The organism is Actibacterium sp. (assembly GCF_041584535.1).
Lineage (GTDB): Bacteria > Pseudomonadota > Alphaproteobacteria > Rhodobacterales > Rhodobacteraceae > Actibacterium_D.
Genome location: NZ_JBFHDW010000247.1, coordinates 1 through 4,025 on the forward strand (window position 1 = coordinate 1; position 4,025 = coordinate 4,025).

Annotated in this window: 3 protein-coding genes; 1 reads left to right on the top strand and 2 read right to left on the bottom strand. The window is 62.7% G+C overall.

Translation table 11 applies throughout. The annotated features are described in order from the left end of the window. Nucleotides 1–177 precede the first annotated feature (177 nt). Nucleotides 178–1,245: an Mrp/NBP35 family ATP-binding protein gene (locus ABYW26_RS11580; protein WP_372605038.1), complete on the bottom strand. Its 1,068-nt coding sequence runs from the start codon at nucleotides 1,243–1,245 to the stop codon at nucleotides 178–180. Between the two features lie 244 nt (nucleotides 1,246–1,489). On the opposite strand from ABYW26_RS11580, the gene ABYW26_RS11585 reads away from it, so the two are divergent. Beyond that, nucleotides 1,490–1,705: a DUF1127 domain-containing protein gene (locus ABYW26_RS11585; RefSeq protein WP_372605039.1), complete on the top strand. Its 216-nt coding sequence runs from the start codon at nucleotides 1,490–1,492 to the stop codon at nucleotides 1,703–1,705. Nucleotides 1,706–2,249: 544 nt separating this feature from the next. On the opposite strand, the gene ABYW26_RS11590 is transcribed toward ABYW26_RS11585, so the two are convergent. Next, nucleotides 2,250–4,025: ATP-dependent helicase (locus ABYW26_RS11590; RefSeq protein ID WP_372605040.1), on the bottom strand; the 1,776-nt coding region annotated here is incomplete at its 5' end.

Here is a 4,025-nt window from a genome sequence, read left to right on the forward strand (position 1 = left end):
AATATGTAGACACCGCACCGCGTTGAAAATTTTTCCCGTAATTTCCCGATTTTTTCCTGCTCCAAGCAAGTAAATCAGATCCGGCCGCAGATTCGCGGCAAATCACCGGTCAAAATCAACAGGCCGCGGCGATTTCTCGACGCGGCCTGCGGATTTCCCACGATTTCCCGGATCAGGTCAGGCCAGCCCACCCGCGACCAGACCAGCGGCCAGTTTCGCATAGGCTTCGGCCACCGGCCCATCGCCCGCCTCGCGCACTTCCAACGCCAGCGGCAGTTCGCCCAGAAACGGCACGCCCAGCTTTTCCGCCTCGGCGCGCACGCCGCCATGGCCAAAGATATGCGCCTCGTGGCCGCAATTCGGACAGATATACATAGACATGTTCTCGATCAGCCCCAGAACCGGGGTTTTCAGCTTGCTAAACATGTCGATGGCCTTGCGTGCATCCAGCAGCGCCACGTCCTGCGGGGTCGAGACCACCAGCGCCCCGGTCAACGGCGTGCGCTGGCACAGGGTCAGCTGCACATCGCCCGTGCCCGGCGGCAGATCGACGATCAGCACGTCCAGTTCGCCCCAGGCCACCTGCCCCAGCATCTGTTGCAACGCCCCCATCAACATCGGTCCGCGCCAGATCACGGCCTGATCCGGGTCCAGCATCAGGCCAATCGACATCATCGTGACCCCATGCGCCTTGGGCGGCAGTATGGTTTTGCCATCCGGCGAGGCCGGGCGTTTGCTGACCCCCATCATGCGCGGCTGCGACGGCCCATAGATATCGGCGTCCAGCAAGCCAACCTTGCGCCCTTGCCGCGCCAGCGCCACCGCCAGATTCGACGATACGGTGGATTTGCCCACCCCACCCTTGCCCGAGGCAATCGCCAGAATACGCTTGACCCCCGGCACCTCTTGCATGCCGCCCGGCGTCGGGTGGCGCCCGATCTTCAGGCTGGGCGCCTCGCCCTGCGGCGGCTGAGCCGCCGCGGCCGGTCGGCCAGCACCGCCATGTGCGGTCATTACCACTGACACCTGCGTCACACCCGGCAGCGCCTTCAGCGCCGCCTCTGCCGCGCGCACCACCGACTCATAAGCCCGCGCCTGAGCCGAATCCGCGACCTCGATCACGAATTTGACGATTCCCGACTCGATGGTCAGCGCCCGGATCATGTCGCGCGATACCAAATCTCCGCCATCGGGCAGAGAAATCGACCTTAACGAGTCAAGAATAACGCTGCGTGACAAATCCATGACTGTTCTCCTGTGTTGTGCGCCCAACATGACCATCCGGCCGCCAAGGGCAAGCCCTCTGGGGAATTGCCCGGATATTCACCATTTGGCCGAAAAATTACACCACCCCCACTTATGCAAATGCCGCATAGCAGCATTTCCCAATTCGCCCATTGTGCAACTGCAGCATCGGCGTATCTTTGGATCAACAGCGAACGGGAACACACCCAACGCTTGGTACGAATAAAACAGGACGACACTAAAGATGGCACACGCACTGCATATCGACGTTGCTCATTCCGCGTTTGGCGATTTCGTTCGCCGCGTTGTGGACGTGGCCCGCGACGAGCTGAAGCGCCGCCGCATCTACACGCAGACCATGCGCGAACTGTCTTCGCTGAGCGACCGCGAACTTGCCGATCTGGGCCTGACGCGGTCCATGATCCGGTCGCTGGCCATCGAGGCCGCCTACCGGCCCTGAGAATTACAGATCAGGAAGCCCCTCCTCCTCCCTGGGTTTTCTGTGAATAGCGGCGGCATCGACCTCCTCCCTGATGTCGCCGCCTTTTTATACCGGGGCCAACGCCCCAAAAGATACGCAGGCCACTCCTCCTCCCTGGGGCCTGCGTTACCCTGACCGGCGGCGCATCCTCCTCCCTAGCGCCGCCGGCCCAACCCAAAAGGGGTCCGGGCAATCGCCCCAGCCCCGCACCGAATGCGCAGGTCTCTTCCTCCTCCCTGAGGCCCACGCAGACCCGAGCGGCAGCGCCCTCCTCCTCCCTGGCGCTGCTGCTCACCCTCCTCGGCGCAAATTCTTTGCGCCCGACATACGGCCGGTCTCCTCCTCCCTGAGACCCCGTGTCACAAGAATGGCGGCCCCTCCTCCCGGGTGCCGCCATTTTTCGTTTTAGGGGTTTGATCAGACCGATCCGGGCCGCTGCGCGGCCGGAAATAAGTATTTGGACCAGGAAAAAGACCGGGCCTGCTTTTTCTTGGTAAAAATACTCAAATCCGCGACAGCGGGATCAGAACGGGACGTCGTCGGCCTGCGCGGCGGGAACGACAAAGCGCGCGACCAGCTTTTTCAGGCCGGCCTTGTCAAACGCGATTTCCAGCTTGTCGCCATCAACCGCCATCACCGAGCCATAGCCGAATTTCTGGTGGAACACCCGGTCATTGCGGGCAAAGCCGGGCGCAACCGTGCCGTCGATCACGGTGCTGGCGGCGGCGCGCGGGGGGGTGCCGTTCTGGCTGCGCGATTGCAGGCGGCGCCAACCCGGCGAGTTATAGGCATCGGACTGGGCGGCTTTTTCTTCGACCCGGCTGGCCATGCCCGCGGCGCCATAACCGCCGCCGTAAAGGCCGGGCGGGGTCAGGACATCGACGTGATCGGCGGGCAGTTCATCGACAAAACGCGACGGCAGTTGCGATTGCCATTGGCCGTAAACCCGGCGATTGGCGGCGAAAGAGATGGTGCAGATTTCCTCGGCCCGGGTGATGCCGACATAGGCGAGGCGGCGTTCTTCTTCGAGGCCCTTGAGGCCGCTTTCATCCATGCTGCGCTGGCTGGGGAACAGGCCGTCCTCCCATCCCGGCAGGAACACCGCCGGAAATTCCAGCCCCTTGGCCGCGTGCAGGGTCATGATCGAGACCTTGGCGCCCGAGTCTTCGGATTCATTGTCCATGATCAGCGCCACATGTTCGAGGAACCCTTGCAGGTTTTCGAATTGTTCAAGGGCTTTGACCAGTTCCTTCAGGTTCTCCAGACGGCCCGGCGCCTCGGGTGTTTTGTCGTTTTGCCAGAAGCCGGTATAGCCGGATTCGTCGAGAATGCGCTCGGCCAGTTCGATATGGCTTTCGGTCGCTTCTTGCACCGCGCGGTGCCAGCGTGCCAGCCCGTCGATCAGCTTGCGCAGCTCGTTGGCCCCCTTGCCGCCGATGCCGCCAGTGTCCAGCAGCGCCAGCGCGCCTTCGACCAGAGACACACCGCGGGCCCGTGCCATCGCCCGGATATTCTGTTGCGCCTTGTCGCCCAGCCCGCGTTTGGGGGTGTTGACGATGCGCTCGAACGCCAGATCGTCATCGGGGCTGACCACAACGCGGAAATAGGCCATGGCATCGCGGATCTCTAACCGCTCATAGAATCGCGGGCCGCCGATCACCCGATAGGGCAGACCGATGGTCAGGAACCGGTCTTCGAACGCGCGCATCTGGTGGCTGGCGCGGACCAGAATCGCGATGTCGTCCAGCCCGATCGGCGCCATGCCACGCGTGCCAAGCTGCATCGCCTCGATTTCCTCGCCGATCCAGCGCGCCTCTTCCTCGCCGTCCCAATGGCCGATCAGCCGCAGCTTTTCGCCCTGTTCGGCCTTGGTCCACAGGGTTTTGCCCAGACGGCCCTGATTGCCGGCGATCACGCCGCTGGCGGCGGCCAGAATATGCGGGGTCGAGCGATAGTTCTGTTCCAGCCGCACCACTGTGGCGCCGGGAAAGTCCGTCTCGAACCGCAGGATGTTTCCGACTTCGGCGCCGCGCCAGCCATAGATCGACTGGTCGTCGTCACCGACGCAGCAGATATTCTTGTGCCCGCCCGCCAGCAGCCGCAGCCACAGATATTGGGCGACGTTGGTGTCCTGATATTCGTCGACAAGGATATAGCGGAACCAGCGCTGGTATTGCGTCAGAATGTCGGGGTGGGTCTGAAAGATCGTCACCACATGCAACAGCAGATCGCCGAAATCGACGGCGTTCAGGTCCAGCAGGCGCTTTTGATAGGCCGCATACATCTCGACCCCGCGGCT

Bases quoted from the DNA above. Each gene is read 5' to 3' on its own strand.
- ABYW26_RS11580 (WP_372605038.1), bottom strand. From the start codon at position 1,245: ATGGATTTGTCACGCAGCGTTATTCTTGACTCGTTAAGGTCGATTTCT.
- ABYW26_RS11585 (WP_372605039.1), top strand. From the start codon at position 1,490: ATGGCACACGCACTGCATATCGACGTTGCTCATTCCGCGTTTGGCGAT.